Source organism: Rhizobacter sp. (assembly GCF_032229685.1).
Taxonomy (GTDB): Bacteria; Pseudomonadota; Gammaproteobacteria; order Burkholderiales; family Burkholderiaceae_C; genus LMDS01.
On record NZ_JAVTWP010000040.1, the window covers coordinates 509,060 to 535,387 of the forward strand.

Sequence of the window (26,328 nt, forward strand, 5' to 3'; positions counted from 1 at the left end):
GAGCCCGCCATGCGCAACAACCAGCCCGTCACCCAACGCGAATACGAGATCCCCGACGGCGCCACGCTCATGTCGACGACCGACACGCAGAGCCACATCACCTACGCGAATGCGGCCTTCAGTGCGGTCAGCGGATACAGCCTCGAAGACATCCACGGCCAGCCGCACAACCTGGTGCGCCACCCCGACATGCCGGTCGAAGCCTTCGCCGACATGTGGGCCACGCTCAAGGGCGGCGAACCCTGGACGGCGCTGGTGAAGAACCGGCGCGTAAACGGCGACCACTACTGGGTGCGGGCCAACGCCACACCGCTGGTGCGCAACGGCCAGGCCACCGGCTACATGTCGGTGCGCACCAAGCCCACCCGCGATGAAGTCGCGGCCGCCGACGACTTGTACCGCCAGTTTCGCGAGGGCACGGTCGGCCAGCGCAAGTTCCACAAGGGCCTGATCGTGCGCACCGGCCTGATGGGCTGGACGTCGATCGCCCAGACCCTACCGGCGCGCTGGCGCATCCGCTCGGCGCTGGCCGCGCTGGTGCCGGCGGTGGTGCTCGGAGCGTGGGGCGTGGGTGTCACGGCCGGCGCCGCGCTCGGCGGGCTGGCCGGCGTGGTGGCCGGGGCTTCGCTGCTGGCCTCGCTGTGGCTCGAAGCGCAGATCTCGCGGCCGCTCGAGCAGGTGCGCGAGCAGGCCTTGCGGCTGGCCTCGGGCGACAGCCAGATGGCGATGCAGATGGACCGTGTCGACGAGATCGGCATCATTCTGCGCACGGTCGGCCAGCTGGGCCTGATGTTCCGCTGGATCATCGACGACGTGAGCAGCCAGGTCGTCAATGTGCAGACCGCCACTGCCGAAATCGCGCAGGGCAACAACGACCTGAGCGCGCGCACCGAGCAGGCCGCGGCCAGCGTGCAGGAAACGGCCTCGTCGATGGAGCAGATGACCGCGACGGTGAAGAACAACGCCGACACCGCCAGCCAGGCCACCGCGCTCTCGGGTTCGGCGAGCAGCGCCGCGGCCGAGGGCGGGCGCGCCGTCTCGCACGTGGTGAACACCATGAACGAGATCACCCACAGCTCGAAGAAGATCGCCGACATCATCGGCGTGATCGACAGCATCGCGTTCCAGACCAACATCCTGGCGCTCAATGCCGCGGTCGAGGCGGCCCGTGCCGGCGAACAGGGCCGGGGCTTCGCGGTCGTGGCGAGCGAAGTGCGCAGCCTGGCGCAGCGCAGCGCAGAAGCCGCGAAGGAGATCAAGACCCTGATCGGGGCGAGCGTTGAAAAGGTCGAGGCCGGCTCACGCCAGGTCGACGATGCCGGCAAGACCATGGACGAGATCGTGGCGCAGGTCAAACGGGTCTCGGACCTGATCGCCGAGATCGGCTCGGCCACGATCGAACAAAGCGCCGGTATCACCCAGGTCGGGCAGGCCATCGGCCACCTCGACGAGATCACGCAGCAGAATGCGGCGCTGGTCGAACAGAGCGCCGCGGCGTCTGAAAGCCTGAAACAGCAGGCCACTCGCCTCGTCGAGGCGGTGGGTGTGTTCCGCTAGACCGTGAACGGGCGCGACCCGGTCTTCACCCGCACCGGCGGCCGCCGGTTGGCATAGGGCAAGACGGCGGCGCCGGTCACGTGGCCGGCGATCAGCCTCGCCTGCCGGCCGATCGGCTCGATGAAACGCAGCGCCTGCCCGTCGATGCTGATGCAGTCGCCGAGCGCATGGATGTTGGGCACCCTGGTGCGCAGCGTGAGCGCGTCGACAGCGATGCCGTTGTTCCACTCCAGGCCGGCGCTGTGCGCGAGCCGGCCGGGCGTCTGCAGGCCGGTGGCGGCGATCACGTGCTCGGCGTCGAAGCCTTGGCCGTCTTCGGTGCGAACGCAGCAGATGGCGCCGTTCTTCTCGACGCCGGCGATCTGCACACCGCCCACGAAACGCAGCGGCAGGCCTTGCCACGTGTCGAGCAGCGCTTGCGATTCGGCTTTGCCGAGCAGATTGCCGAGTGGCAAGGCGTTCACGTCGAGCAGCGTGACCGGGTGGCCGGCGAGCGCCAGGTCGTTCGCGAGTTCGCAGCCCACCAGGCCGGCACCGGCGACCAGCACACGCTGCGGTGCCGCGGCTCTTGGCTCGCCGAGCCTTTCGCGAAACGCCCGGTAAGCGTCGAGGTGGTTGACGCGCCAGCACAGCGCGGCCGGCAGTTGCGGCAGGTCGCGTGGTTCGGCGCCATGCGCCAGCACGAGGTGGCGGTAGCGCAGGGTGCCGCGCGTGGTGCGCAGCGTATGGCACGGCGCATTCACGCTGACCGCGTGGGTGCGCGGCAACAGGCGCACGTTCAGGCGCTGCGCTGCCGATGCGGCCGGTTCTTTCACCAGTGCCGACAAGGCCATGCCTTTGGCGAGCGCCACCGACAACAAAGGCTTGTCGTAGACCGACGCATCACAGGCCGCCACCAGCGTGATCGGCAGATCGGCGTCACGCTCGCGCAAGGCCTGCACCATCTGCCAGCCGGCGCGGCCGGCGCCGACGACCACCACGCCGGCGTCGTTGCGCTTGCCGGCTGTCTGGCGCGGGGCCGTGGTGCGGCGCTCGATGGCAGACGCTTCATAGGGCTCGAAGTCGGCCTTGGTCACCCCGCACAGCGGGCAGGCCCAGTCGTCGGGGATGTCGTCGAAGCGCGTGCCTGGCGCGAGGCCGCTGTCGGCATCACCCTTGGCTTCGTCGTAGATCAGGCCGCAAGCGCGGCAGATGAAACAACGAAAGGCAGCTTCGACCACCAGAGCGAGCGTCATGCCGGCATCTCGGCGGCGCTGAGCCGCGCGATCTCCTTGCGCAGGTGCTTGATCGCCGGCGTGACGATCGCGACGAAGTGCGACTCGCGCACCCGCCGCTGCACCGCCGAGCTCATCAGGTAACCGCGCGCGCCCTGGTGCAGCAGGGCCGATTGCGCGGCGCGCAGCGACAGCTCGCTGGCATGGGCGCGGGTGTCGAGCACGTCGATCAGGAATTCCTTGTGGTTCGCATACGGCGTGCGCGCGAGCCGCATCGTGCGCTCGGTGAGCGCATCGAGCTCGGCCTGCAAGTCGTCGGGCCGGTCTTCGAGAAACTCGTTCACGTGGCCGAGCTGGCGCTCCACCTGCCACATCGAATCGATCGCGCCCTGCGTCACGCCCAGGCCCATGCCGACCTGCAGCAGGATGAATGCGGCGCGGATGCGGCCGATGAACGGGCGCACCGGGTCGGCGATGAGCCGGTCGGCGGCGACGAAGTGGTCGGTCATGCGCACCGCGAAAGTGTTGGTGCCTTCCATCGCCGAGAACGAGGGGCAGTTGCGCAGCTCCACGCCTTGCCCGTTGCAGGGCACGATGAACATCACCTCGCGCGGCACGCCGTCGCCTTCGACCACGGCAACCGCGCCGAAGTAGTGGTCGGGCCCGAGGTTGCTGACCCACGGCAGGGCGCCGTTGACGATGAAGCCGCCGTCGACCTCGCGTGCCTTCAGCAGCAGCGTCTCGATGCCGGCGAAGGTCTTCATCGGGTTGCTCATGCCGGTGGCGCCCAGCGTGCGGCCTGACACGTGGTTCGCCAAAGCCGCGCCCGTCAACGCCGGGTTGCCCGACTGTTCCATGTACACGCCGCACACGTCGTGGCACCACACCATGAAGCCGGTGGCGCCGCAGACCCGCGAGACCTCGGTGATCACCTGGATCGCAGCGCCGAAGTCGGCGGCTTCGCCGTCCATCGCCATGTGGGCCTTGAACGCGCCGAGTTCGCCCAGGCGCTGCAGGATGCCTTTCGGGTAGATGCCACGCCGGTCGATGTCGTCGGCCAGTTCGGCCAGCGGGCCGTCGGCCAGCGCACGCACGGCCTGCAGCATCGACTCATGCGGTTTCGCGACCGGCGCGAAGCCCACGCTTTCCATCACGGCGGACATGGTGCTTCTTCTTTCAGGCCAGGTCGATCGCGAACGCGATCGGGTTGCGCATGCTGTTGGCCACTGGCGAGTACATGTTCGCGTGCTGCACGATCTCGTCGAGCACCTCGCGGCTCGCGTCACCTTCCACCGCCACCTTCACGCGGATCGCCTGGAAGCCCATCTCGGGCGGCAGCTTCGAGGCGCCGCCCGCGCCCCAGGCCGCCGGGTTGCCGATGTCGCCTTCGAGAAAAAGTTCGAGCTTGCTGAGCCGCACCTGCTTCCAGGTGGCGACTGCCGTGATGCCCACCGCCAGGCAACCCCCGAGCGCGCACAGCACGATCTCGCCGGGCGCGGGCGCGGTGTCTTGCCCGAACAGGTGCAGCGGTTCGTCGACGACGACGGGCGCGTGCTGGCCCACCATGCTCAGCGTGCGGTACTGGCCGTCGACGACGGTGTGGACCTTGTTCGTGCCACGCGAGGCCGGGTTGTTGCGGCCTTTCTCGGCGAAGGCCATCAGGCCGTCGCGGTCGATCGGGCGAAGGTAAGTCTTGACGGTGGTCACGGGTTCGATGACGGCAGACATGGTGGGTGGGCTTCCGTGGTCAGTAGTTCAGGCGGCCATCGCCAGCTTGGGTTGGGCCTCGGCGAACGGCAGGCCGGTCTCGATCGGCAGCGCCGGGTCACGTGACCATTCGTTCCACGAGCCGAAGTACATGCGCACGTCGCTGAAGCCGGCCTGCTTCAAGGCCAGAAAGGTGTTCGACGCGCGCGCGCCCTTGAAGCAATAGAGATAGACCGTGTCGTCGGTCGAGATGCCGGCGGTGGCCGCCTCGGCCTTCACCTCGTCGGGCGACTTGATCATCGGGCCCTGTGCCGAAGGTTTCATGAAGCGGTACCACTCGAGCCACTTCGCGCCGGGGATGCGGCCCTTGCGCGGCGCGTAGTCACGGCCGTAGGGCGAGGAGCTGTCGCCGATCCATTCGTCGATGTCGCGCACGTCGAGCAACACGGTGTCGGTGCCCAGGGCCGCGAGCATGTCGTCCTTGGTCAGCATCACGTCGGCCATCTTCAGGTCGGTGGGGAAGGTGGCGGGTGTCGGCACCACGGTCTCGGTCGAGGTGGCCAGGCCGCTCGCTTTCCAGGCCGAGTAGCCGCCGTTCAGCACCTTGATCTTCGGGTAGCCGAGCCAGGTCAGCAGGTAATAGCCGCGGCACGACTGGCCGTAGCCGCTGTTGAGCGCGTCTTCGTAGAACACCGCGGTCTCCTGGCCCGACAGGCCGACCGCACCGAAGTGCTGCGCGAACGTGCCTTTCAGTTCGGTCAGGCCTTCGGCGGTGGAGGTGGCGAGAAAGGTGAAGATCTCGCGCAGGTTCACGGCACCGGGAATGTGGCCGGCGAGGTAGGTGTCGGCGTCGCGCGTGTCGATCACGACGACGGGTTCGCTGTTCATCAGCGTGCCGAGTTCGGCGGGTGAAATCAGGACGGTGGCTGCGCTCATCAGGTTCTCCGGTGGGTGGGGGATGCCTGTCTTTTGCAATGCCTGTGCCACGCGGTCTTCGAGCGTGGGAATCGGCCACCAACCCGCATGGATGCTGGGTTTGCGGAAGATCAGCCGGTTTCTGAGGCGCGCGCTGGGTCGAACACATTGGCGACGAAATGTCGCCAATCTGTCGGTGCTTCAGGCCGGCGACCCGGTGCCCGAGAGCCGGCGCCAGCGGTAGCCGAACTGGCGTGGTGTCATGCCCAGCGACTGCGCCGCGCGCGACTGGTTGCCGCCGTGCAGGGCCAGCGCGAGCGCGAGCTCTTTCGCGCTGTGCGAATGCAGCTCGCGGTAGTCGCGCACCACAGGGTTCGAGGTGGCCGGTGCGGTGACCTGGGGCGCCGCTGTCGCCGCCGCGGCCGCCGGCAGAAAGCGCCGCGCCTCCGCCACCGAGATCACCGTGCCGTTGGCGAGCAGCACGATGCGCTCGATCACGTTCGCCAGCTCGCGGATGTTGCCCGGCCACGGGTGCGCCTCCAGCGCGTCGAGTGCTTCGGGCGACAAGTGCACGTTGCGCTGGTTGGCCTGGTTGGTGCGGTTCAGGAAGTGCAGCGCGATCGGGCGGATGTCTTCGCGCCTCTCGGCGAGCGAAGGCAGGCGGATCGGGATCACGTTGAGCCGGTAGTACAGGTCGCGCCTGAACAGGCCGCGTTCCACGTCGCCGGCCAGCTCGCGGTTGGTGGCCGCCACCAGCCGAACGTCGACCTTGGTTTCGCGTTGGCCGCCGAGCCGAACGATGCTGCCTTCTTGCAGCGTGCGCAGCAGCTTGGCTTGCATCTGCAAAGGCAGCTCGCCGATCTCGTCGAGAAAGATCGTGCCGCGGTCGGCCTGCTCGAACCAGCCGGCGCGTGCGGCCATGGCGCCGGTGAAGGCACCGCGCTCGTGGCCGAACAGTTCCGACTCGAACAGCGTCTCGGGAATGGCGGCGCAGTTCACCTTGATGAAAGGTGCGTCGCGCCGTTTGCTCGCGAGGTGCACGGCGCGGGCGAAGAGTTCCTTGCCGGTGCCCGACTCGCCGAGCAGCAGCACGCTCGCGGCGGCCTGCGACACACGCTCGAGCTCGCCCAGCGCCTTCAGCAGCGCGGGCGAGGTGCCGACGATGCCGTAGCGCGCGGCCGCCGATTCGAGCGCGCGGGTCAGCAGCGCGTTGCGCGCTTCGAGGGCGCGGGTCTTTTCTTCGACCAGCGAGCGCAGCTGCAGCAACTGGCCGGCCAGCGTGGCCAGGATCTTCAGCACCGCCACGTCGTCGTTCAGCAAGCGGTGGCGGCGGCGGATGCGGTGCACCCCCAGCACGCCGACCGTGCGCCGGTTCACCTCGATCGGCAGCGCGATGAAGGCCACCGTTTCCTGCGGCAGCTTCGAGCGCTCGACCGCGCGCGCCAGAAAGCGCGGCTCGGCGTCGATGTCCTGCACGATCATCGCCTGCCCGGTGGCGAGCACGGCGCCGGTGATGCCTTCGCCGGCGGCGTATCGCCCGCGTGCCATCTCGGCTTTCGTCAGCCCGTAAGCGAAGCGGATCGACGACGGGCCGGCCGGCGCCGGGGGCGCGCTGCCACCATCGGCCACGTCCACGCCGTCGGCGAGCACGACCCGGCCGCGGTTCAGGCCCAGCAGTTCCGAGAGCAGGTGCAGCATCTCGCGCAGCACCACCTCGGGCGCGAGGCTCTGGCCGACGAGGCGCATCACCTCGCTCATCAGCAGCAGTTCCTGGTCGCGCCAGGGCGGGTCGGCGCTGCTCGACGTGGCGTTGGCGATGGGCGTGGCGGGCATCGGCGAGACAGAGCAAAAAGCCCGCCAGCCTGCACGAAGTCGCCTCCCGATGGGCCATGCTTCCGGGCTGCATCTGCCGGCGCGTCGTCGGCCGACCCGCACTGCGATGCGGCCGGACTGGCCCGGGCTGCGCATGCGCGAAGCCTACTGGGTGCTGGCGATAACGATCCGATAACGTTCGCCGCCCTACAACGTGGGCACCGCCACATCAGTGGCATTGCACATGCGGTGATCACCATGATGAGAAACCTGTTGTCGATGCTGGCCAGCCTTCTGATCGTCCTGCTGGGGGCCTGTGGCGGAGGCGGCAGCAACGAAGCGAGCGCACCGCCTTCGGAGCCTGTTGTCGGCGTTGCCGGCGGCACGGTCAACGACGCCAGCGGGGCGCAGGTGACCGTGCCGGCAGGCGCCTTCAGCGCGCCCACCACGCTGCGGATCGCGATGGACTCGACGGGTGCACCCGCACTGCCGGCCGAACTGACCGCGGCCGGCAGCATGTATGTGGTGACGCCGCATGGCGGCAGCTTTCCGCAGCCTGCCGAGGTGCGCATTCCATTGCCCTCGATCGCGCTGCAACCCAACCAGGCTTTCATGCTGGCCAAGGCCGACCCGGGCGGCTCGTGGATGGTGCTGGGCAACACCCAGGCGCAGGGCAACATGCTCGTCGCCCAGGTGAACAGCTTTTCGTACTTCGTGGTCGTCGTCATCGATTACGCGCTGCCGCTGGTTCAGGCAGTGCCGTTTGCCGTGACCAGCAGCAGCTTGAACTGCCCGGGGCAGATCTGCACACGCCTGGTGGGCCCGGCAACGGCGGTCTATTCGGTGACGACCAACGGTGGCCAGTTGCCCAGCAGCTGCGTTCAGCCCAGCGTGTCGTTCGACGCGCTTCGGAGCGACGGCACACTGCGCATGCGTGAGTCAATTCCGCTTGCTGCAGGCACCAGCACCCATGTGGAAGTGGTGCAAGAACAAGGCAACTTTGGCGAGTACAGGCTGGTGGTGACGTTGCGCTGCAGCGGCCTGCCGCGTGGCTCGCTGGATAGCAGCGCGCTGGTCAAGCGCTTCTCGCCCCGGTACCCCAATGTGGTCGTGGAGAAGGCCCCCGCGCAGCTGGACGTGGTAGCGGGCCGTTCGGGCGTGCTGGACGTAGTGCTGTCGGGTGGCGCTGCCCGCCGTTCAGAAGGCACCGACTACTTTGCGCCGCCGACTTCCGTCGACCGAGCCGTGATGGACTGGCAGCGCAGCGACGATGATGGCCGTTCCTGGACCGTCGTCGCCCGTTCCTTCCAGCACGAAGCCGACCCCCAAATGGCGGGTTCGTTCGCAGAACTGTGGCGCTGGTGGGTGGTTCACCACGGTTTCGTTGCCAGCAACGCCGACCAGGGTGCGCTGATGCGGGTCGTGGCCTGCTACACGCCGCCCGACCTGCCCGCCCCGTCCTGCGTCACCGGCCCGTCCACGCGCCTGAATGTCATCCAGCAGGCGGCGCTGCCGGCTCTTGCGGACAGCCCGCGTGCTGTGCTGGTGCGCACCGGCCAGACGGCCAGCTTTTCGGCCACCGCCACCGGGGCGCCCGTACCCACGCTGCAATGGCAAACGCGTGACGCCAACAGCAGTGGCGCCTGGGCCGACGTCAGCAGCGGCACCGGCGCGGCCACGGGCAGCTACACCACGGGTTCGCTCAGCCTGGCCGACAACGGCCGCCAGTACCGCGTGGTCGCCAGCAACGCCGTGGGCACGGCGGAGAGTGCGCCGGTGACGGTCTCGGTGAGCGATCTGGACGTCGCGCCCACCGTGACCAGCCAGCCCGCCAGCCTGAGCGTCGCCACGGGCAGCGACGCAGCGCTCGCCGTCGCCGCGCGCGGCACCGAAGCACTGAGCTACCAGTGGCAGTTCAATGGCACGGCCATCGCCGGTGCCAACGCGCCGCTGCTGCGCCTGCCCGCGGTGGACGCCAGCAAAGCCGGCAGCTATACGGTGACGGTCAGCAACGCGGCCGGCAGCATCACCAGCAACCCGGCCACCCTGACGGTCACGCCGGGCGCCGCCGCGGCGCTGGCGCCGAGCATCGTGAATCAGCCGATGTCGGTGCTGGTCAACGCTGGCAATACAGCCACGTTCGCGGTCGGCGTGGCGGGCACCGCCCCCTTCGGCTACCAGTGGCTGAAGAACGGGCAGGCCATTGCAGGCGCCACCGCGGCCTTCTACAGCCTGCCGGCTGCCGCAGTCGGTGATAGCGCCACCTACGCCGTGCGCGTGAGCAATGCCGTGACTACCGTCACCAGCGCCGACGTGACGCTGACCGTGAACGCCAGCGCGCAACCGGCCGCTGTCGCCATCACGACGCAGCCGGCGCCGCAGGTGCAGCCGGCCGGCGGCAGCGCCACTTTCGCGGTGGCCGCCACGGGCAGTGGGCCGCTCACCTACCAGTGGTCGAAAGACGGCCAGCCGCTGGCCGGGCAGACCACGGCGGTGCTCACGATCTCAGCCGTCAACGGCAGCGACGCCGGCAGCTATAGCGTGGCAGTGAGCAATGCGCTCGGAACAGTGGCCAGCGACGCCGCTGTGCTCACATTGCTCGGCATGCCTGCCATCACCGCGCAGCCCCAGGCAGTGGCGCAGACGGAGGGCGGCACCGCCACCTTCTCGGTCGCGGCCAGTGGCCAGGGCTTGCGCTACTTGTGGTTGCGCAATGGCGTTCCGGCGGCTGGTGGAACGGCCGCGCAACTGGTCACGCCGGCATTGACGCAAGGCGACAGCGGCGCGGTCTACAGCGTGATCGTGTTCAACGCGGCTGGCGGGGTCGTGAGCAACATGGCCGTGTTGACCGTGGACCCCGCGCCTGTGGTTGTCGCCAGCATGAGCGTGCAGGCCGGCAGCATCGGCAGCCGTGGTTACATCGACGGCAGCGGCAGCGCGGCACGCTTCAACAGCCCCGTGGCGTTGGCGCTCGACAGCGCCGGTAACGCCTACGTGCGCGAGCCCTGCCTGATCCGCAAGATCACGCCGGCCGGCGTGGTCTCCACACTGGCCGGTGTGGCCGGTGACTGCAACATTGCCGATGGGCCACCCGGCACCGCGCGTGTCGGTGGCGGCACCGGCATCGCGGTCGACAGCGCTGGCAACGTGTATTTCAGCGACGGCTCGGGCGCCATTCGCAAATCCACGCCAACAGGTGTGCTCAGCACCGTGGCGGGAGACGTGGTGTTGACCGGTTACGCCGATGGCTCGGGCACCAGCGCGCGCTTCAACGCGCCGCACGGTCTGGCCATCGACGCGGCGGGCAACCTCTACGTGGCCGATACCAACAACGCCGCCATCCGCATGGTCACCCCGGCTGGTGCGGTGAGCACCGTGGCGCGTGGCCAGGCGGGCGGTGGCTACACGGTGGTGGACGGGCCGGTGAGCGCGGCCACCTTTGGCAGCGTCGTGAACCTGGCCGTCGACGCGGCCGGCGCGATCTACGTGGCCGATGAGGGCACCAACAGCATCCGCAGGATCGCGGGCGGCCAGGTCAGCACGCTGGCGGGCAGCTCGGCCAACAACAATGGCAGCGCCGGCGCGCTGGACGGTGTGGGTGCGGCGGCTCGTTTCAACTCGCCCCAGCAACTGGCCGTCGATGCTGGCGGCAACGTCTATGTGGCCGACATGGGCAACGCCGCGGTGCGCAAGATCACGCCGGCCGGCACCGTGAGCACCGTGCTGGGCGTGCTGGGCGACTACCGCATGCTGCCGAGTGCCACGCCGCCGCGCATCACCACGCCTGCCGGCCTGGCGTTGGCGGCCACGGGCCAGTTGTGGCTGACATCGCTCGACGCCCACGTTGTGCTGCGCGCCACCGTGCCCTGATCGTGGTGGGCGCCGAGGCGCCCGCCGTTCGGCGGCCTGCAAGAATGGACGCACGATGCTCCGCGACTCGCCAGCACCCGAACCGCACGAACCCGTGGCCGTGATGCTCTGCCTTGCGGGCGAACCGGCCTTGCGGGGCACGGGTTCGAAGCACGTGCCGCTGAATCAGCGCGACGCCGCCCTGCTCGCGTGGCTGGCCATCGAAGGCCCCGCGACGCGCGCGCGTCTTGCTGCGCTGCTGTGGCCCGAAAGCACACCCGACAGCGCACGCAACTCGCTGCGCCAGCGCATCTTCCAATTGCGCAAGCTGGCCGGCAAGGATGTCGTGGTCGGCAGCGTGAGCCTGTCGCTCGCGAACGATGCCACGCACGACCTGCACGATGCCGACGCCTTGCTCGGCAATCGCCCCGACGAGATCGGCGGCGAGTTCGGCCTGTGGCTCGCCCACCAGCGCGAGCGCCGGCGCCAGCGCACGCGCCAGGCGCTGCTCGAACTCGGGGGCCGGGCCGAGGCGATGAAGGACTACGCCGACGCGCTGACGCATGCCCGGGAACTGCTGGCACTCGACCCGCTGTCTGAAGAAGCCCACCGACGTTTGATCCGCCTCCACTACCTGGCCGGTGACCGGGCCGCGGCGCTGCTGGGTTTCGACCGCTGTGAGCGTTTGCTCAAGGACGAGGTCGGCACCGCTCCCTCGGCCGAGACACTGGCCCTGCTGCACACCATCGAGCAAGGCGTGGCGGTGGCCGGGCAGTTGCCGGTCGCGCAGCAGGCGCCCGCTTCGGTGTCGCGGCCACCGCGTTTGATCGGCCGCGACACCGAGCGCGCCATGCTCGCTCAAGGGCTGAAGGCCGGCCACGTGGTTGCACTGATCGGCGAAGCCGGCATGGGCAAGACGCGCTTGCTGCAGGAGTGCATGGCCGAGCAGCCGGGTCTGGTTCGGGCGGCCGGCCGGCCCGGTGATGCCGGCGTGCCCTTGGCCACACTGGCGCGGCTGCTGCGTGCCGTGATGGCGGCCGACACCGAAGGTTGCATTGCGCAGCTTCCTGCCGTCACACGCCATGAACTGAACCGTGTGTTGCCGGAGTTCGAACCCGAAGGCCCTCGCGCCGCCGGCGAGGGCCAGCGCCTGGTGTTGCAGCGGGCCATCCGTGCCTTGCTGGCCAGCCGGCCCAGCCTCGTGGGTCTGCTCGTCGACGACCTGCATTTCGCCGACGACGCCAGCGTGGAGATGCTGGGGGCCCTGATCAACGACGAGGGTGACCTGGCCGGCCGGCTGCGCTGGGTGCTCGCCTACCGCCCTGCCGAGGCAGGCTCGCCAGTGCAAGGCTTGCACGATGGCATCGTCGATCAGGCGCGGCTGTGGCCGGTGGCACTGGCGCCGTTGTCGCGCGCAGCGCTCGCCGAACTGGTCGATTCGCTCGGTCTGCCGGGCGTGAATGGTGGGGCGCTGGTCGAGGGCCTGATGCAGCGCACCGGTGGCAACCCCCTGTTCGTGCTCGAGACGCTCAAGCAGGCCTGGGTGGAAAACACGCTGGGCGATCTGGCCGAGGCGGGCCATCTGCCCAAGCCGCTGTCGGTGGGCCGGCTGATCGAACGGCGCATTGCCCAACTGTCGCCAGCAGCGCTGGCATTGGCACGCGTGGCCAGCATCGCCGGCGTGGACTTCTGCATCGAGCTGGCCGAAGCCGTGCTCGGCGTTTCGGCGATGCAATTCGCCGACGCCTTGAACGAGCTCGAATCGGCACAGGTGTTGCGCGACACGCAGTTTGCGCACGACCTGGTGTTCGATGCGGTGCGGCAGAGCGTGCCCGCGGCGATCGCCCGGCACAGCCACGCACGCGTCGCCGAATGGCTGGAGGCGCACGACGGTGAGCCGGCGCGGGTGGCGCAGCACTGGGTCGACGCCGGCAAGGGCACGCGTGCCCTGCCCTGGTTGCTGCGCGCTGCAGGCGCCGCCAAGCTGGCCTTGCGCAGCAAGGAATTCATTGCCTTCATGGAGCACAAGAGCGCGATCGAGGAGGCCACCGGTGACCGCGCGGCCGCGTTCGATTCGCTTCTCGCCGCCACCGAAGAATCGGTCATGGTCGATCGCGACGGGGCCGTCCTCGAGGCGCATTGCGAGCGCCTCGAACGACTGGCCGCGACGCCGGCGCAGCGTGTCGAGACCCGCCTGCAGCGCGGCCATGCCTACCTTCAGCGCGGGCTGGTCGAGGAGGCGCTGGCATTCGACCGGGCAGCACTGCAAGACAGCCTGTCGACCGGCGATGCAGCGCTGGTCGCCCGGGTGCGGCGCCACCTGGGGGCAACCTTCACATCGGCTGGACGCGAGGCCGAGGCGCTGGTGGAATTGCAGGCCTGCGTGGGCTGGTTCGATGGGCACGACGAGGCAGCGGGCCGGGGGGTGCTGCATGGCGAGATCGCCCGGCTGTACGACAACCTGGGTCGGCTCGACGAGGCTTTGGTGCACCACCGTTTGAGCATGGACATCTTTCGAGGCTCGGGCGCCATCAGCACCCTGCCGGTGGCCTACGGAAACCTCGCCTGCAACCGCCTCGATGCCGGGGACCTGTCGGCTGCCGACCTCGCCTTGCAACAGTCGCAGCAGATCGAGTTGGCGCATGACGAATTCGATGGAAGCTCCGGCAGCACGCAGTTCATGCGCGCGCTCACGCTGTGCCATCTGGGCCGCTACACCGAGGCCCTGGCCCATGCCGAGCGCAGCATCGAATCGATGCAACGCAACCAGCCTGGCCATGCCGCTCGGGCGCGGTTGCGGCTGGCACATTGTTGGTGGCACCTGGGGCAGTGGGCCCGTGTGGGAAGCATTCTGTCCAGCCACCAGCCTGACGCTCAGGCGTCCGTCCCGGAGCGCCTGGCGCACGCGCGGCTGACGTGGTCGTATGCACTCGCCACCCGTGCAGCTCCGGCCGAACTCGAAGCTGCACGTTCGGAGCTGCGGGCGCGTGTGGCCAATGTGCCCGAGGGCAGTCGGCCAGACCTGATCTTGCCCTTGCGCGTGGACCTGGCAGGCGAAATGCAGGATCGCGACGAAGCCCTTGGCGAACTGGCCGCCGTGCAGCAGGCCGCAAGGAACATCGGCCACCTGGGCACCGCCCTGGCGGCGCACATCCGGGCGGCCGACCTGGCTGCAGATCACCACCCCGCGCAGGCGCGAACCGACGCGCTGGCCGCGTTGCAACTGGCCGATGAAGACCGGCAGAACACCTTTCTGCTGCCGGCCGAATTGTGGCTGCACGCTGCGCGCGCGTTGATGGCGGCCGGTGATGAAAAAAGGGCGACGCAGGTGCTTCAGCAGGGGGACGAGTGGGTCCGCTCCACGGCGCGGGACCACGTACCGGCGGCCTTTCGCGACGGTTTCCTGGAACGCAACCCGGTCAACCGCGCTTTGCTGGCCCTGTGGGCGCGCTGGGCGGCCTGAAGCGGGTCTGCGCCGGCGCCCAGGCGGTGAAAGCCGGCAGAAGGAGGGCGGTGCAAACCACCCGCTGCGTGGTCATGCGGCCGCCACGAACTTCAGTGCCACGCCGTTGTTGCAAAAACGCTTGCCGGTGGGCGCCGGCCCGTCATTGAACACGTGGCCCTGGTGGCCTTCGCAGCGCACGCAGTGGTATTCGGTGCGCGGGAACACCAGTTTGTAGTCGGTGCGCGTGGCCACGGCGCCTGGCAGCGCGGTGTGAAAACTCGGCCAGCCGGTGCCGCTCTCGAACTTGGCTTCCGAGCCGAACAGCGGCAGCTCGCAACCGGCGCAGTGGTAGCGGCCCTTGCGCTTCTCGGCGTTCAGCGGGCTGGTGCCGGCGCGCTCGGTGCCTTCATGGCGCAGCACGTCGTAGGCGGCCGGCGAGAGGCGCTGCTTCCACTGCGCGTCGGTCAGGCGCAGCGTGTCGGTGCCGGCGGCTGGGGTCGCGGGCGTCTGGGCTTCGGCCACGCGCGGGCCGAGGCCGATGGCGGAAAGCAGGGCGAGCAGATGGCGGCGGGTCATGGCGGGTCCTCGAAAGCGGGTCGGGATTCGATCAGTCGCCGCGCGGGCGGAAATCTTTCCTGCGCGGCTCAGACTTTCGGCCAGAGCACCCACAGGCGCAACGCTTGTTTCATGCGGCCGGCCTGCGCTTCGGCCGCGTCGCCCCAGCCCCAGAAATAGTCGGCCCGCACCGCGCCGACGATCGCGCTGCCGGTGTCCTGCGCCATCACCGCGCGGCGCAGCGGCGTGTTCGAGAGCGGCTCGGTCGTGTCGAGCCAGACCGGCGTGCCGTAGGGAATGTTGACCGGGTCGACCGCGATCGAGCGCCCCGGCGTGAGCGCCACCGCCTGCGCGCCTTTCGGCCCGAGCTGCGGGTCGGGCAGCGGCTCTTCGCGGAAGAACACGAAGCGCGGGTTGCTCCACAGCATCTCGTTCACGCGCTTCGGGTTCTGCCGTGCCCAGGCCTTGATGCCCGGCCACGAGGCCTGGTCGAGGCGCAGCTCTTCCTGCTCGATCAGCCACTTGCCCACTGACTTGTAGGGCTGGTCGTTGTGGCCCGCATAAGCCACACGCACGAGCTGGCGGCGGCCGTCGTTCTCGAGCACGTTCAGGCGCCCAGAGCCCTGGATCTGCAGAACCAGCGCGTCCAGCGGGTCGGCCACGTACGCGATCGCGCGGCCGCGCAGGCCCGCCTGCGCGGCGGGCAGCGTGTCGAGCTGCTGGCGGGTCCAGTAGGGCTTGCGCGTGGACAGGTCGGGGGGTGGCGCGTACAGCGCGATGCGGAAAGCGCCGCGCGGTGTGCGTGTGGCTTCGACCAGCGGCTCGAAGTAGCCGGTGATCAAACCCTCGGGCGCGCCTTCGGGCGACTCGACGCGGTAGGGCTGCAGGCGCTGCTGCAGCCAGCTGCGGGCCGCCTCGTCGCTGAAGGCCGGTGTCGCCGCGGCGCGGGCTTGGGTGCAGACGGCTTCCCAACCTGCAGCCGGCCGCTCGCAGCCGCGCAGCAGCGCGGGCCAGAGCTCGGCGCTGCGGTCGGCTTCCCAGCCGGGCAAGTCGGCCCAGCGCACCGGCACCCAGCGTGAGCGGCCGCGCACGACGGCTGGGCCGAGCGGAACCGGAGCGACCGGTTCTGCGCCAGGTGCGGGCCGGGTGTCGGGCGTGGCCGGTGCCAGCGGCGGTGCGCTCGAACACGCAGCCAGCGAAACTAGAATCGCGGTGCACAGCGCGCTCGCAGCGCTTCGAAAGACAGTCGACATGTGGGTGATTCTGCTGGAAGCCTTCGGCGCCATGGCGCTGCTGCTGCTGATCGTGTGGTGGACCATGTTCTCGGGCCGCCGCAAGGGCGAGCGCCCTGATCGCGAGGGTGACTAAGCCTTCGGCCAGATGAACGACAGCGGCTCGCGCCACAGCCGCGAACGCAAGGCGCGGTAGATGCGGCTGCGGTCGTTCAGGCGGATGCCGCGCGAGCGCAGCGCGACCCTGAAGGCGAGAAAGAAGCTCACGCTCAGGTTCAACACGCCGGTCGCGGCGATGCCGGCCACGCACCACCAGAACACCGGCTGACCCATCAGCGCAAAACCTTCGGCGCCCACGGCGGCGGCGAGCTGGCCGGTCGAGAGCGTGACGTGCCGCACCTCGATCGGCAGGCCGAAGAACAGCGCCACGACCGGGATCACGCCGAGCATGAAACCGAGCGAGATGTTCGACGCGAAGCCCGAGATGTTGGCGCGCCAATAGGCGGCCCAGCGCGCCGCGCGGGCCGCACCGAGGCGCGCCACGATGCGCGGGTTCCAGGCGATGGCGCTGTCGAGCCGGTGCCACACGAACCAGTTCTCGGCCCAGCCGGCGATCAGCGAGCTCGCGAACAGCAAGACGCCGGTGAACGCCGCGAAGAGGGCGGTCGGGCCGAGCAGCGTGATCGACTCCAGCACGTGCTGGGCGTCGTGGTGGCCGACCAGCGGCACGCCGAACACGGCCTGCGCCCCGAACTGCACCGCGAGTACGATCGGCACCACCATGCCGAGGTTGCCGAAGATGCCGGCAGCCTGCGAGCGGATCAGGTGCACCACCTCGTCGACGAAACCTTCGACGCGCGCGTCGTCGCCGAGCTCGGTGAGCTTGTCGGCCATGGCCGGCGCCGTCATCGCAGGCTGTTTGGTCGCGACCGTGAAGTGCAGCAACTGCACGATCACGAAGCTGGCCGCGTAGTTCACGCCGGCCCAGAAGCCGCCCCAGAACGCCGAGAGGCCGATCGCCATCACCGCGAATTTCATGAAGGTGGTGCCCGCGAGCACCGCCCCACCGCCGGCCGCGGCGCGCAGCATCCAGCGGTAGGCCGTGCGGTCGCGGGTGATGTAGTGCTCGCCGGTTTCGGCGCTGCGCTCGGCGACCTGGCGTGCCAGCAGCGAGTAGTGGCGCGAGAGCAGCGCGCGGATGCTGCGGCGTTCGTCGGCGGTGCGCACCAGCTCGGCCAGCAGCCGCGTGATCTCGCGCGCCGGCTCCGGGCTGATCACGCAGTTCAGCAGCGCGTCGATGCGGTGGCAACGCTCGCGCAACTGGTCGACCTCGAACACCACGTCGACCGACACGCCATGCGCTTCGAGGTGCTCGTGCACGCTGTCGGCGCAGCGCCGGCAGGTGTCGAGCAGCGCGCGCAGGTATTGCGCCTGCTGCAGCAGCGTGGCTTCGGTGTCGGCGCGCCGGGCCGCACCGTCGTCGGGCTCGTGCGCGTGGTCGCTGAGCTGCTCGGCCACGCGGGCGATCTGGCGGAACGGCTTTTCGGCCAGCAGCTCCGGGCTCATGCGCAAACGCAGTGCCGGCGAAAAGCCGGCGGCACGCACGGCGCTGGCGAGGAACACGATCGCTTCGAGGAACGGCGCGCGCCACGCGGTGCCGCCGCGCTCAGGCGCCACGTAGTCGCGCAGGCGCTGCAGCGAGGCGTCGTCGATTGCGAGCAGCCAGTCGGCGTCGTTCGCGTGCGGGAACAGCAGCGCGAACAGGTCGCCGAGGTCGGTGGTCGCCGGCGTCAGCGGCAGCACGCGGGCGCGCACGCGCCGGCCCAGCTCGCCCCACAGGTCCATGCGCGGCGCGAAGCCGAAGTCGGCGAGCAGCGCGGCGTTGTCGACTTCGCTCCAGATGCGCCGCAGCACGCCCGACACACGGGCCTGGTGCTCGGGGTGGCGGTCGAGCACACCGAGCAGGTGCTTGAGGCGCAACACCGGCTTCGGCGTGACCTGGGCCTCGCCGTCGACCGGCGCGTGGCGCAGCCATTCCATCAGCCGGATCAACCACAGGTGCCGTTCGGGCAGGCTCGCTTTCGGGTCGGCCGCGTTGAGCAGCGCCGTCAGGTCCCAGGACGAGACACGCGACTTCTTCGCCACGGTTCAGTGCAACGCAGACGCGAGCGTGAGGCCGAACTCGTCGACTGCCGCATCGAAGGCCTGCGCGTCTTCGGTCATGCAGAAGAAGGTGCCGCGCATCGTGCCGTGCGGCGTGGCCAGGCGCACCCAGCTCGTGTATTCGAAGGTCTCGCCGGGTTTGAGCAAGGGCTGGTGGCCGACGACGGCGAGGCCCCGCACTTCTTCGGTGTGGCCGTTGGCGTCGGTGATGACCCAATGGCGCGCGACCAGCTGCGCCGTGATGTCGCCGCTGTTGCGGATCGACACCGTGTAGGCGAACGCGTGCTCGCCGGCCTGCGCGTCGGACTGCTCGGGCAGGTGGCGCACGCTGACGGTGCTCGTGAGTTCGGCTTTTGGCATGCGGCGGATTCTGGCAGCAACGCGCAGGCCGCCACCTAGAATCCCGCCAAAACCCGAGTACATCACCATGGCCAGCCCACGCACCTACCGCATCGCTCCCAGCATTCTTTCGGCCGACTTCGCCCGCCTCGGCGAAGAAGTGCGCAACGTGATCGCGGCCGGCGCCGACTGGATCCATTTCGACGTGATGGACAACCACTACGTGCCGAACCTGAGCTTCGGGCCGATGATCTGCGAGTCGCTGCGCAAGCATGCGGTGCGCGCCGACGGCAGCAAGGTGCCGATCGACGTGCACCTGATGGTGCAGCCGGTCGACGCGCTCGCGGTGGCCTTTGCGAAGGCCGGCGCCGACCGCATCAGCTTTCACCCCGACGCGAGCGCGCACGTCGACCGCACGGTGCAGCTGATCCGCAACGAAGGCTGCAGCGCCGGCCTGGTGTTCAACCCGGCTGCGCCGCTCGACGTGCTGGAATGGACGATCGATCAGCTCGACCTGATTCTCATCATGAGCGTGAACCCCGGTTTCGGCGGCCAGAGTTTCATTCCAGGCGCGCTGAAGAAGATCGAGCAGGTGCGCCAGCTGATCGAACAGAGCGGGCGCGACATCCGCCTCGAAGTCGACGGTGGCATCAAGGCCGACAACATTCGCCAGGTGGCCGACGCCGGGGCCGACACCTTCGTCGCCGGCAGCGCGATCTTCGGCCAGCCCGACTACAAGGCGGTGATCGACACGATGCGGGCGCGGCTCGCCGCCTGAGGGCTACAGCGCCTTCAGCGATTCGTCGCGCAGACCGACCAGCACCGCTTCGCCGCTCGCGCGGTCGACGCGGAACTCGCCATAGCGCGCGGCGCCGAAACGTTCGGCGTCACCTTCCTGAAAGAAGAAAGCGTTCGTGCCGAGCCAGACCTGGCCGTGGCGGATGCGGTAGCGCAGCTGCAGCGTGGCGGGCGAGGCGCCGTCGGCCAGCGTGGCCACGCCGTTCGCCGCGAGCACCACATCGGCGCGCCGCACCTCGCCTTCGCGGGCGTTCTCGGCCACCGCCTTGTCGAGCTGCTGCACCAGCGCGAAGCGCAAGGCCATGTAGTCGCCCTGCATCAAGGAACGCGGGTCGACCGGGGCCAGCTGCAGGTAGACCACTTCGCCATTGCGCTTGATGCGCTCCTTGCCGAGGATGCTGGCGTTCAGCGCGCCGAGCACGAGCACGGCGCCCAGCAGGGCGAGCCATCGCGGGCCGGTCATTCGTTTGTTCATGGCTTCGTTCCTTCGGCCTTCGGGGCCAGCCTTCGCGCCGCGAACAGCAGGGCTGCGCCCATCACCAGCATCAACAAGGACTTGAGCAGCAGGCTCGTGCCGAGCGCGTAGTAGAAGTGCGACATGTGCAGCAGCACCGCGACGATGCCAGCGCCCATCAGCGCACGGCTGCCGAGCGCGAACGCCGCTGCCACGGCGGCGAGCGCGGCACCGGCCGAGAGCAGCGGCCACAGCGCCAGCCAGTCGGTGCGCACCGGTGCGCTGCCCCACCAACGAAACGATTCGAGCGGGTAAGAGATCAGCGTCGCGAAAGCGATGCCGATGATCAGCCCGGTCAGCGCCGGGCGCAGCACGGGCGCCCAGCCACGCGAGATCCACGTGGGCTCGTGGCGGATCAGCCACCAGGCCGCTGCGCCCACCGGCAGCCAGGTGACACACCAGCCCACCAGGGCGGCGGGCAGCGAGCTCGCTTTGTCGTTCGCGGCGTTCCACGAAGGTTCGCCGAACAGCCCGAAGCGCCACGCCAACGCCCAGGCGACCAGCGCGAACAGGGCAGAGATGGAACGGTGCAGCCGGTTCGGCATCAGCACCAGCATCGCCAGCTGCAGCACACAGGCCGCGCCGGCCACCACGGCCATCGATGACCGGTGTTCGACCATCGCGAACAGCACGAGGCACTGGCCGGCGAACGAGAGCGCGAGCGCCAGTTGCGAGGTGAAGGTGCCGTCGCGGTCGGCCTTGAACAAGCCCCAGGCCGCGGCGAGCAGCACCACGCCGGAGAACGCGGCGCCGGCCGCCGAGTCGGGGTGGAACAGCATCGCCACGAAGACGAGCAGAAAGCCCCCGGCCAGCCAGCCGCTCGCACCGAGCAGCAGCCCGATGTACCAGGGGCGGGTGGCGGGTGCCGTTGCTTCGGGCGTGGTCATGCCGTGTCTCCCTCGGGCTTCGCGGCCGGCCAGGTGCGTGCCCAGTGCATCAGCAGCAGGCCGGCGCCGGTCGAACTGGCGATGAGCCAGAACGCGATCAGGAAGAACGAACCGAGGTCGTTGAAGCGCATCGACTGGGCGAGCCAGGTCGTCGAGAGCGCGATCCAGGCCGCGGCCAGCAAGGCCATGTTGAACGTGTCGCGGCGGCGTTGCAGCGTGCGCCAGGCGACGAGCGCGCTGAGGCCGGCGAAGAGCAGCAGCACGGCGGCGTTCTGGCCCGACGCCACCAGTTCGCGGCCGCGCCAGAGCCCGGTGCCGACGACCGCGCCGATGCCCGCCGCGGTGCCGAACCCGAAGCCGAAGCTCATGAGCAGCCGCACCAGCCAGTGCGGCGCGGCCGCTGCGAAGCGTGTGGACGCGAGCGCGCTGAAGGCGGCCGCACCGGCCAGGTTGATCAGGCAGGGCAGCATCAGCAAGGCGGGCTGGCCGACCGCGCGGCCGTCGAGCACACGCCAGAACACGTGCTCGGTGCCGACCCAGCCGCACAGCAACGCCAACCCCAGGTTGAGCACGCACCACCACAGCGCCCACACCGCACCCGAGCCGGCGGCCAGCGCGAACGGCAACGCGAGCGCGGCCCAGGCGAAGAACAGCTCGTGCACGTCGGCCCCGGTCTGGTACGACTGGCCGAACAGCGCGAGCAAGCCGCCGGTCAGCAGCGTGGCGAGCAACAACGCCGCCTGCCCCGCGGCCTGCGGTGGCGGGCGCCACAAGGCCACGCCGACACTGACCAGCAAAGCCGCCTGCAGCAGCACGAAGCGGCCGAGAACGCCGTAGTCCTGCCAGTTGGCGGCAACGAAGAACAACACGCCCGCGCCAAGCGCGCCGACGCCGGCGCCGTGCAGCAGGCGGGCGGCGAAGCGGCGCCACGCCGCCGCGTCGGGCTGGCCACCCGCGCGTTGCAATGCGTCGCGCACGGCCGGCGCGTCGAGCGCCTGTTGCCGGCACAGTTCATCGAAAGTGATTCGGTCCATGGCGCAAGGCTAACCCGCGTGACGGCGGCCCCGGCGTCGGCCTGCTCGGGCATCGAAGCCTGCGACCGCCGGTAGCACGGCGTGGTGCCCGGCCTGCGTCACACTGTGGGCATGTCTGCACCTCATTCGCACCATGGCGCTGCCGGCCATGAGCACCACGACCACGACGGTCACGCCGGCCACGGCGATGGCCATGGCCACGGCCATGCGCACCACCACGCGCCGGCCAACTTCGACCGCGCCTTCGCGATCGGCATCACGCTGAACATCGCTTTCGTCGCCGTCGAGGCCTTTTACGGCTGGAAGGTGAACTCGCTGGCGCTGCTGGCGGACGCCGGCCACAACCTCGGCGACGTGGCCGGCCTGGTGCTCGCCTGGGGCGGTGCGCTGGCCGGCCGCCTGCGGCCCGGTGCGCGCTACACCTACGGCTGGAAGCGCGCGTCGATCCTGGCCGCTTTCGCCAATGCGCTGCTGCTGCTGGTGGCGATGGGCTCGCTGGCGTGGGAAGCGATCGGCCGCCTGAGTGCACCGGAGCCGACGCAAGGCTTCACGGTGATGGTGGTGGCCGGCGTCGGCATCTTCGTCAACCTGGGCACCGCGCTGCTGTTCATGCGCGGGCGCGAGCACGACCTCAACATCCAGGGCGCGTTCATGCACATGGCGGCCGACGCGCTGGTCTCGGCCGGCGTGGTGGTGGCCGGAGCCTTGTCGTTGTGGCTCGGCTGGGCCTGGCTCGACCCGGTGGCCAGCCTGGTGATTGCCTTCGTGATCGTGGTCGGCACCTGGCGCCTGTTCCGCCAGTCGCTGCACCTGATGTTCGACGGTGTGCCGGAACACATCGACCTCGCGAAGGTGCGCGCCGCACTCGAAAAGCTGCCGGGCGTCGACCGCGTGCACGACCTGCACGTGTGGGCCACCGGCACGAGCGACGTGGCGCTGACGGCGCACCTGGTGATGCCGGCCGGCCAGCCCGACGACGCGTTCTACGAAACCGCCACGCATCTCCTGCGCGAGCGTTTCAGGATCGGCCATGTCACGCTGCAGGTGGTGCGAGTGCCGTTCATGGCCTTGTGTGAAGGCGAGGCGGCTCACCCATGAAGAAGAGGCCCGCGCAGACACCGGCAGCGCCCGATTTCGGCCGGCCCGTCACCGGCTGGCGGCTGCGCCTGTACACCGTGATCTTCGAGGCCGACACCCGCGCAGGTCGGGCCTTCGACGTGGCCCTGATCGTGGCCATCCTCGCCAGCGTGGCAGTCGTGGTGCTCGACAGCATGGCCAGCGTGCACGCGCGCCACGCCGAGCTGCTGACGGTGTTCGAGTGGGGCTTCACCGCGCTCTTCACCGCCGAGTACCTGGCGCGCCTGGCCTGCGTTCGCCACCCCGCGCGTTATGCCCGCAGCGGCTTCGGCATCATCGACCTGCTGGCGCTGCTGCCCACCTACCTGGCGGTGCTGGTGCCCGGCCTGCACGCGCTGATCGACGTGCGGGTGCTGCGCCTGCTGCGCGTGTTCCGCATCTTCAAGCTCGGCGCTTACGTGGCCGAGTTCGGCGCGCTCGGCCGGGCGCTGGCGGCGTCGCGGCGCAAGATCTTCGTGTTCATGTCGTTCGTGATGCTCGTGGTGGTGGTGATGGGCACGCTGATGTACGTGGTGGAAGGCCCGGCCCATGGCTACACCAGCATCCCGGTCGGCGTGTACTGGGCGATCACGACGATGACGACGGTGGGCTTCGGCGACATCACGCCCAAGACCGACCTCGGCCGCCTGCTCGCGTCGCTGATGATGCTGATGGGCTGGGGCACGCTCGCCGTGCCCACCGGCATCGTCAGCGCCGAGTTCACGGCGCAGAGAATTCGGCGCGAGCCCACCACGCGCACCTGCCACGAGTGCCTGAGCGAAGGCCACACGCCCGCGGCGCAATTCTGTTGCGACTGCGGCGCGCCGCTGCCGGCCTGGCAGCACGACGCAGACAGCGCCGCATGACGACCCTGCCCACCCCATTGCCCGGCGTGTCGGCGCCGGTGCACCGCATCGGCGGCATCGCGTTCATGGTGGTCGCGGTCATGTGCTTCGGCGCGCTCGACACCACGACCAAGCTGGCCACGACCGCCGCACCGGTGCTGATGGCGATGTGGATCCGCTACATGGTGCAGGCGGTGGTGACGGCCGCGGTGCTGTGGCCGGGGCGCCGAGCGCGCCTGTTCCACACCCGCGCGCCCGGGCTGCAGTTCGTGCGCGGCGCGCTGCTGCTCACCTGCAGCGTGATCGCGTATTTCAGCCTGCGCTTCATGCAGGTCGGCGAGTACACCGCGATCGTGATGCTCACGCCGCTGCTGCTCACGGTGGTGGCGGCGGTCGCGCTGCACGAGTCGGTGTCGTGGCTGCGCTGGTTGTGCGTGCTGGGCGGCTTTGCCGGTTCGATGATCGTGATCCGCCCCGACGAAGACATCTTCCACTGGCTGATGCTGCTGCCGCTGCTGCTGGTGGCCGCCAACACCGGCTTCCAGGTGCTGACGAGCCGCATGGCGCGCACCGAAGACCCGGGCACGATGCACTTCTACACCGGCCTCGTCGGCCTGGCGCTCGCCACGCTCGGCTTGCCCTTCGTGTGGCAGGCGCTGCCGCTCGGCGTGTGGCTCGTGCTCGGGCTGATGGGCGTGTTCAGCACGCTCGGGCACTTTTTGCTGATCATGGCCTACATGCGCACGCCGGTCGCCGTGCTCACGCCTTACCTCTATCTGCAGATCGGCTTCGCGGCGCTCGGCGGCTGGCTGGTGTTTTCGCACGTGCCCGACGCGTGGTCGCTGGCGGGCATTGCGCTGGTGGCGGTCAGCGGGGTCTTCGGCACCTGGCTCACCGGGCGCGAGGCGCTGGCGCGTGGGCGCCAGAACGAGGCGCAGTCGAGCATCGTGGCGGTGGCGGGTGCCGATGCTTACTAGCCCGGGCGTGCAGCCCCTCCGCGCCGTGATCGTCGATCTCGACGGCACGATGGTCGACACCGTGGGCGACTTCATCGAGGCGCTCAACCGCAGCCTGGGCGCGCTGGCGTTGCCGCATGTCGACCGCACGTTCGTCGAGCGTACGGTCGGCAAGGGCTCCGAACACCTGATCCGCAGCACCTTGCAGCACGTGGGCGCCGACGCCGCGCGCTACGACGACGCCTGGGCGCTCTACCAGCGCCACTACCTTGCCATCAACGGCGAGCACGCCACGGTTTATCCGGGTGTCGCGGAAGGGCTGGAGCGTCTCGCCTCACGCGGCCTGAAGCTCGCTTGCCTGACCAACAAACCCACGGCGTTCGCCGTGCCCTTGTTGCGCTCGAAGGGTTTGCACCATCACTTCGCCGCGGTCTTCGGCGGCGACGCGTTCGAGCGCAAGAAGCCCGACCCGCTGCCACTGCTGAAAACCTGCGAAGCGCTCGGCAGCCTGCCGGCGCAGACGCTGATGCTGGGCGACTCGAGCAACGACGCGCGCGCGGCGCGTGCCGCCGGCTGCCCCGTGGTGCTGGTGAGCTATGGCTACAACCACGGCGAACCGATCGCATCGGCCGGGGCCGACGCCGTGATCGACCGGCTGGACCAACTGCCGCTGGGCTGACCCGCCGCCTCAGTTGTTCATGTCGCGCGTCGGCGCAGCCTTGCCGAGCAGGGCATTCTTCAATTGCGCGTCGGCCGGCGATTTGCCGAGCCAGATCTTCATCAGCGCGGTGAAGAATTCAGGCTCTTTGATGGGCTCACCGGCGGGCTTCCCGTTGACGACGATCGTGGTGCCGGTGCCCGGCACCCAGTCGACGTAGAAGTACTCGCCGGCGGCGAGCTTCTTCTTGGCCGAGAAGATGTCGCTCAGGCGCAGCGTGCCGGTGATCGACTTCGAGAACTCTTCGCGCGGCGCGTTGTCCTGCATGCCGCGGGTGAAGAGCTTGCCGAGTTCGTTGGCGTCGATGTCGCGCAGCATCACGATGTGCATGCGCTTCGGGCCGGGGGCGGCGTACACCTCTTCGGGTGAGCCGACCTTGGTGCCGAGGTACAGGCCCGCGGTGTAGACCTTGAAGATGGCCTTGTAGCGAATGCCGGCGCCGTTGAGCACCATCTTGCTGTTGGCGAGCTGTTCGCTCGCTTCGTATTTGACGCCGCCCACTTCGGTGACCTGGGCCAGGGCGGTGAACGGGGCCGTCAGCAGCAGGGCGGAAAGGATCGTGGCAGAAATGACAGTCGCGTGTCGGAACACGGCACACCTCCAAAAAAAGAAACGGGACCGCATCGGCCCCAAATGTGTCCCAGTGTGGCCAGCGCTGCGCGCGCTGTCCAG

Annotated in this window: 21 protein-coding genes; 8 read left to right on the forward strand and 13 right to left on the reverse strand. The window is 69.4% G+C overall.

Annotated features, from left to right (window positions below):
• Positions 1–9: 9 nt before the first annotated feature.
• The gene (locus tag AC30PD_RS20430; protein ID WP_489537524.1) at positions 10–1,557 is read left to right on the forward strand and encodes a methyl-accepting chemotaxis protein; all 1,548 of its coding nucleotides are present in this window, start codon (positions 10–12) and stop codon (positions 1,555–1,557) included.
• Here the strand turns inward: AC30PD_RS20430 and AC30PD_RS20435 are convergent.
• From AC30PD_RS20435 to AC30PD_RS20455, 5 genes are all read right to left on the reverse strand, one after another.
• Positions 1,554–2,792 (reverse strand): FAD-dependent oxidoreductase, encoded by a 1,239-nt coding sequence (locus AC30PD_RS20435; protein WP_489537525.1) that lies wholly within the window; start codon positions 2,790–2,792, stop codon positions 1,554–1,556. The genes AC30PD_RS20430 and AC30PD_RS20435 overlap by 4 nt on opposite strands.
• Positions 2,789–3,934, reverse strand: a complete 1,146-nt coding sequence (locus AC30PD_RS20440; protein WP_489537526.1) for an acyl-CoA dehydrogenase family protein — start codon at positions 3,932–3,934, stop codon at positions 2,789–2,791. Before AC30PD_RS20440 ends, AC30PD_RS20435 begins: the two co-directional genes overlap by 4 nt.
• A 13-nt stretch (positions 3,935–3,947) precedes the next feature.
• Positions 3,948–4,499: an OsmC family protein gene (locus tag AC30PD_RS20445; protein ID WP_489537527.1), complete on the reverse strand. Its 552-nt coding sequence runs from the start codon at positions 4,497–4,499 to the stop codon at positions 3,948–3,950.
• A 27-nt stretch (positions 4,500–4,526) separates the two neighbouring features.
• Complete coding sequence (locus tag AC30PD_RS20450; protein WP_489537528.1) at positions 4,527–5,414, reverse strand: sulfurtransferase; 888 nt, start codon at positions 5,412–5,414, stop codon at positions 4,527–4,529.
• A 180-nt stretch (positions 5,415–5,594) separates the two neighbouring features.
• The gene (locus tag AC30PD_RS20455) at positions 5,595–7,226 is read right to left on the reverse strand and encodes a sigma-54-dependent Fis family transcriptional regulator (protein WP_489537529.1); all 1,632 of its coding nucleotides are present in this window, start codon (positions 7,224–7,226) and stop codon (positions 5,595–5,597) included.
• A gap of 237 nt (positions 7,227–7,463) precedes the next feature.
• Here AC30PD_RS20455 and AC30PD_RS20460 point away from each other — a divergent pair, with 237 nt between their 5' ends.
• Positions 7,464–11,075: an immunoglobulin domain-containing protein gene (locus tag AC30PD_RS20460; RefSeq protein WP_489537530.1), complete on the forward strand. Its 3,612-nt coding sequence runs from the start codon at positions 7,464–7,466 to the stop codon at positions 11,073–11,075.
• A gap of 55 nt (positions 11,076–11,130) precedes the next feature.
• Entirely contained in the window at positions 11,131–14,517 is a 3,387-nt protein-coding gene (locus AC30PD_RS20465; protein WP_489537531.1) for an ATP-binding protein, read from the forward strand.
• Between the two features lie 72 nt (positions 14,518–14,589).
• Here the strand turns inward: AC30PD_RS20465 and msrB are convergent, their stop codons facing one another.
• The 4 genes from msrB to apaG all read right to left on the reverse strand — a co-directional run bounded on the left by msrB (position 14,590) and on the right by apaG (position 18,809).
• A complete protein-coding gene (msrB, locus tag AC30PD_RS20470) occupies positions 14,590–15,075 on the reverse strand; it encodes a peptide-methionine (R)-S-oxide reductase MsrB (protein WP_489537532.1) in 486 nt (161 codons plus the stop codon).
• 68 nt (positions 15,076–15,143) lie between these two features.
• Complete coding sequence (gene mltA / locus AC30PD_RS20475) at positions 15,144–16,307, reverse strand: murein transglycosylase A (RefSeq protein WP_489537533.1); 1,164 nt, start codon at positions 16,305–16,307, stop codon at positions 15,144–15,146.
• A 111-nt stretch (positions 16,308–16,418) separates the two neighbouring features.
• A complete protein-coding gene (locus AC30PD_RS20480) occupies positions 16,419–18,431 on the reverse strand; it encodes a site-specific recombinase (protein WP_489537534.1) in 2,013 nt (670 codons plus the stop codon).
• A 3-nt stretch (positions 18,432–18,434) separates the two neighbouring features.
• The gene (gene apaG / locus AC30PD_RS20485; protein WP_489537535.1) at positions 18,435–18,809 is read right to left on the reverse strand and encodes a Co2+/Mg2+ efflux protein ApaG; all 375 of its coding nucleotides are present in this window, start codon (positions 18,807–18,809) and stop codon (positions 18,435–18,437) included.
• A 67-nt stretch (positions 18,810–18,876) separates the two neighbouring features.
• On the opposite strand from apaG, the gene rpe reads away from it, so the two are divergent.
• Positions 18,877–19,566, forward strand: a complete 690-nt coding sequence (rpe, locus tag AC30PD_RS20490; RefSeq protein ID WP_489537536.1) for a ribulose-phosphate 3-epimerase — start codon at positions 18,877–18,879, stop codon at positions 19,564–19,566.
• A gap of 3 nt (positions 19,567–19,569) precedes the next feature.
• Here rpe and AC30PD_RS20495 read toward each other — a convergent pair whose 3' ends face one another.
• From AC30PD_RS20495 to AC30PD_RS20505, 3 genes are read right to left on the reverse strand one after another with little or no spacing between them, the layout of a single operon-like run.
• Positions 19,570–20,061 carry a GDYXXLXY domain-containing protein gene (locus AC30PD_RS20495; RefSeq protein ID WP_489537537.1) on the reverse strand — a complete coding sequence of 164 codons (492 nt, stop codon included), beginning with the start codon at positions 20,059–20,061 and terminating at the stop codon, positions 19,570–19,572.
• A complete protein-coding gene (locus tag AC30PD_RS20500; protein WP_489537538.1) occupies positions 20,058–20,987 on the reverse strand; it encodes a DUF4401 domain-containing protein in 930 nt (309 codons plus the stop codon). Before AC30PD_RS20500 ends, AC30PD_RS20495 begins: the two co-directional genes overlap by 4 nt.
• Positions 20,984–22,021: a DUF2157 domain-containing protein gene (locus AC30PD_RS20505; RefSeq protein ID WP_489537539.1), complete on the reverse strand. Its 1,038-nt coding sequence runs from the start codon at positions 22,019–22,021 to the stop codon at positions 20,984–20,986. The genes AC30PD_RS20500 and AC30PD_RS20505 overlap by 4 nt, the downstream gene beginning before the upstream one ends.
• Before the next feature lie 111 nt (positions 22,022–22,132).
• Here AC30PD_RS20505 and AC30PD_RS20510 point away from each other — a divergent pair, with 111 nt between their 5' ends.
• Genes AC30PD_RS20510 through gph form a run of 4 tightly spaced genes read left to right on the forward strand, consistent with a single transcriptional unit; the run spans position 22,133 to position 25,617 of the window.
• Positions 22,133–23,119 carry a cation diffusion facilitator family transporter gene (locus AC30PD_RS20510; RefSeq protein WP_489537540.1) on the forward strand — a complete coding sequence of 329 codons (987 nt, stop codon included), beginning with the start codon at positions 22,133–22,135 and terminating at the stop codon, positions 23,117–23,119.
• Entirely contained in the window at positions 23,116–24,003 is an 888-nt protein-coding gene (locus AC30PD_RS20515; RefSeq protein ID WP_489537541.1) for an ion transporter, read from the forward strand. The genes AC30PD_RS20510 and AC30PD_RS20515 overlap by 4 nt, the downstream gene beginning before the upstream one ends.
• A complete protein-coding gene (locus tag AC30PD_RS20520; RefSeq protein WP_489537542.1) occupies positions 24,000–24,959 on the forward strand; it encodes a DMT family transporter in 960 nt (319 codons plus the stop codon). The genes AC30PD_RS20515 and AC30PD_RS20520 overlap by 4 nt, the downstream gene beginning before the upstream one ends.
• Positions 24,949–25,617 carry a phosphoglycolate phosphatase gene (gene gph / locus AC30PD_RS20525; RefSeq protein WP_489537543.1) on the forward strand — a complete coding sequence of 223 codons (669 nt, stop codon included), beginning with the start codon at positions 24,949–24,951 and terminating at the stop codon, positions 25,615–25,617. The genes AC30PD_RS20520 and gph overlap by 11 nt, the downstream gene beginning before the upstream one ends.
• A gap of 9 nt (positions 25,618–25,626) precedes the next feature.
• Here gph and AC30PD_RS20530 read toward each other — a convergent pair whose 3' ends face one another.
• Positions 25,627–26,280, reverse strand: coding sequence for a chalcone isomerase family protein (locus AC30PD_RS20530; protein ID WP_489537544.1), 654 nt, complete (start codon positions 26,278–26,280; stop codon positions 25,627–25,629).
• Positions 26,281–26,328: the final 48 nt, after the last annotated feature.

Coding starts and splice junctions, on each gene's coding strand:
- AC30PD_RS20430 (WP_489537524.1), top strand. CDS start 10: ATGCGCAACAACCAGCCCGTCACCCAACGCGAATACGAGATCCCCGAC.
- AC30PD_RS20435 (WP_489537525.1), bottom strand. CDS start 2,792: ATGACGCTCGCTCTGGTGGTCGAAGCTGCCTTTCGTTGTTTCATCTGC.
- AC30PD_RS20440 (WP_489537526.1), bottom strand. CDS start 3,934: ATGTCCGCCGTGATGGAAAGCGTGGGCTTCGCGCCGGTCGCGAAACCG.
- AC30PD_RS20445 (WP_489537527.1), bottom strand. CDS start 4,499: ATGTCTGCCGTCATCGAACCCGTGACCACCGTCAAGACTTACCTTCGC.
- AC30PD_RS20450 (WP_489537528.1), bottom strand. CDS start 5,414: ATGAGCGCAGCCACCGTCCTGATTTCACCCGCCGAACTCGGCACGCTG.
- AC30PD_RS20455 (WP_489537529.1), bottom strand. CDS start 7,226: ATGCCCGCCACGCCCATCGCCAACGCCACGTCGAGCAGCGCCGACCCG.
- AC30PD_RS20460 (WP_489537530.1), top strand. CDS start 7,464: ATGATGAGAAACCTGTTGTCGATGCTGGCCAGCCTTCTGATCGTCCTG.
- AC30PD_RS20465 (WP_489537531.1), top strand. CDS start 11,131: ATGCTCCGCGACTCGCCAGCACCCGAACCGCACGAACCCGTGGCCGTG.
- msrB (WP_489537532.1), bottom strand. CDS start 15,075: ATGACCCGCCGCCATCTGCTCGCCCTGCTTTCCGCCATCGGCCTCGGC.
- mltA (WP_489537533.1), bottom strand. CDS start 16,307: ATGTCGACTGTCTTTCGAAGCGCTGCGAGCGCGCTGTGCACCGCGATT.
- apaG (WP_489537535.1), bottom strand. CDS start 18,809: ATGCCAAAAGCCGAACTCACGAGCACCGTCAGCGTGCGCCACCTGCCC.
- rpe (WP_489537536.1), top strand. CDS start 18,877: ATGGCCAGCCCACGCACCTACCGCATCGCTCCCAGCATTCTTTCGGCC.
- AC30PD_RS20495 (WP_489537537.1), bottom strand. CDS start 20,061: ATGAACAAACGAATGACCGGCCCGCGATGGCTCGCCCTGCTGGGCGCC.
- AC30PD_RS20500 (WP_489537538.1), bottom strand. CDS start 20,987: ATGACCACGCCCGAAGCAACGGCACCCGCCACCCGCCCCTGGTACATC.
- AC30PD_RS20505 (WP_489537539.1), bottom strand. CDS start 22,021: ATGGACCGAATCACTTTCGATGAACTGTGCCGGCAACAGGCGCTCGAC.
- AC30PD_RS20510 (WP_489537540.1), top strand. CDS start 22,133: ATGTCTGCACCTCATTCGCACCATGGCGCTGCCGGCCATGAGCACCAC.
- AC30PD_RS20515 (WP_489537541.1), top strand. CDS start 23,116: ATGAAGAAGAGGCCCGCGCAGACACCGGCAGCGCCCGATTTCGGCCGG.
- AC30PD_RS20520 (WP_489537542.1), top strand. CDS start 24,000: ATGACGACCCTGCCCACCCCATTGCCCGGCGTGTCGGCGCCGGTGCAC.
- gph (WP_489537543.1), top strand. CDS start 24,949: ATGCTTACTAGCCCGGGCGTGCAGCCCCTCCGCGCCGTGATCGTCGAT.
- AC30PD_RS20530 (WP_489537544.1), bottom strand. CDS start 26,280: ATGCGGTCCCGTTTCTTTTTTTGGAGGTGTGCCGTGTTCCGACACGCG.